1 protein-coding gene is annotated in these 1,947 nt (G+C 56.7%); it reads right to left on the minus strand.

The annotated features are described in order from the left end of the window. Positions 1-176: 176 nt before the first annotated feature. Positions 177-1,694, minus strand: a complete 1,518-nt coding sequence (locus D6694_01885; protein ID RMH47469.1) for a serine/threonine protein kinase — start codon at positions 1,692-1,694, stop codon at positions 177-179. Between the last annotated feature and the right edge of the window lie 253 nt (positions 1,695-1,947).

A 1,947-nucleotide genomic window follows, 5' to 3' on the forward strand; every position in this document is an offset into this window, starting at 1 on the left:
CGCTGGTCGAAATCGGCGGTGACGAGGCCTTCGAGGGTGACGGTTTGCCCGGCGTAGGGCGAGGTCTTGCCGCTGCCCTGCACGGCGCAGATGGGGGTGATATTGGTGGCGCGCCCCGATAAGCCACTCAGCATTAACAGGAGGCAGGCAAGAGTCCAGGCTTTCATGTGGGGGAATCAAGGGTAAGAAATTGGCGGCGGAGGTTTTGAAGTTGGTGGCGGTGAGGTGTCTTGTGGCGTGGCACTCTTTTTTCTCTGGGGCTTGCGTGTTGGTGTGCGGGTAGAAGTCGGTGGTAGGGAGGGCGTTGGTGGGGCTTCCACTATGGGGAGCAGTGCAACATCTTGATCAAGCGTCACAGTACTAAGCGCTATCCAGCCGATGGTATTTGTGTTGGGAAGTTGCACTTGTAACCACGTGTGTTGGGCGTTGACGCCTAGAACTGGCAGTCGCGTGGTGTTTGGATAACTGGCGAGCACGGTAAAACGGGTGTCTGGCCCGGTGCGCACGTTAGCAGAGCGCACAGAGATTTCGGCCATTGGTACGGAGGTCGGAGATGGCGTAATTGTAGGGGTATGGGTAGGCGCCTCCGGACTGGATGAAGGGGCGGGCGTATGGGTTGTAGTGGGGGTCGGAGATGAAATGATGATACTTTGCTGAGCAGTGGGGGCAGGCGTTTGCGTCTGGAGCGGTGTGGTCTTTTTACTGCCCCACGCGAAAAAAAACAGCGATGCTAACAGGATGGCTGCTACTGTCAGCCACGGTAGCCACTGGAAGGTGGATACTGGCGCGGTGAGCCTCTCTTTTGCCGGCGGCAAAGGAGAGGCTTGTGGCGCTGGTTGGGGCTGTGGTGCTTGAGAGAGAGACCTCGGCGGCGGAGTCAGGCCGCGAGTTACATAAGACATCGCTTCCGCCAGATGCCCCGCAGTGGGATAGCGTGCATCGCGGTCTTTGGCCATGGCTGTAGCAATGACGGTTTGAATGCTGGGCGGCAAGTCGGGACGCAGCGCACAGAGGTTTGGCACGGGGTCGGTGATGTGTTTGATGATTTGTCCCGTAGGGGTATCTGCGTCATAAGGGATGCGCCCGCTGAGCATTTCAAAGAGAATGGCCCCCAAAGCATACACATCACTACGTCGGTCTATATCGCGCTCGCCGCGCCCCTGTTCGGGACTCATGTACGCCGGCGTGCCAATAATCATCTGGCTGCCTGTCAGACTTACCGTGGCCTGGAGCATCTTGGCGATGCCAAAATCGGAGAGGTAGGCCTTGCCGCGTGCATCGAACAGGATATTGTCGGGTTTGATGTCTCGATGGATGATGCCCCGTTCGTGGGCTTCATCCAGTGCCTCGGCGATGACGGTTAGGATGGCAGTGGATTCTGCAAGTGAGATGGTTCCTTGCTGTTGAATACGCTCTGCCAGCGATCCTCCGGTCATCAGGCGCATGACGATATAAGGCTGTCCATCCTGTTCGCCGAAATCGTATACTGGAACGATGGCGGGGTGTTCCAATTGGGCAATGACCTGCGCTTCGCGCTCAAAGCGCGCCCGAAATTGGTCATCGTGCAACAAGGTGCGCGGCAGCACCTTGAGCGCCACCTCGCGCTTGAAACGTGGATCCAAGGCGCGGTACACAACTGCCATACCCCCCTTGCCCAATTCTTCCAAAATTTCGTAGCGGCCAAATGTTTGCATGTGAAGCAGGTCTCCTCCCCAGAGCAGGCGAGTGTATCTTTGTTGTACAGTATTCTTTGGTGAAAGTCAACTCGTAAAGCCCTCACAAAGGCCTTGCTTTTGAATAAATCACATTCTGCAAAGGGATCATTCTAACGATGCCTAGTAGTTCTTGCCACTTGCCACTTACTCCCTCACCCTCCCCCTCTCCCTAAGGGCGAGGGGACGCCTGCCCCTTGCAAACTTGCTCACTTGCTCACTTGCCTACTTGCAA

The sequence above is a fragment of the Gammaproteobacteria bacterium genome (assembly GCA_003696665.1).
GTDB lineage: Bacteria > Pseudomonadota > Gammaproteobacteria > Enterobacterales.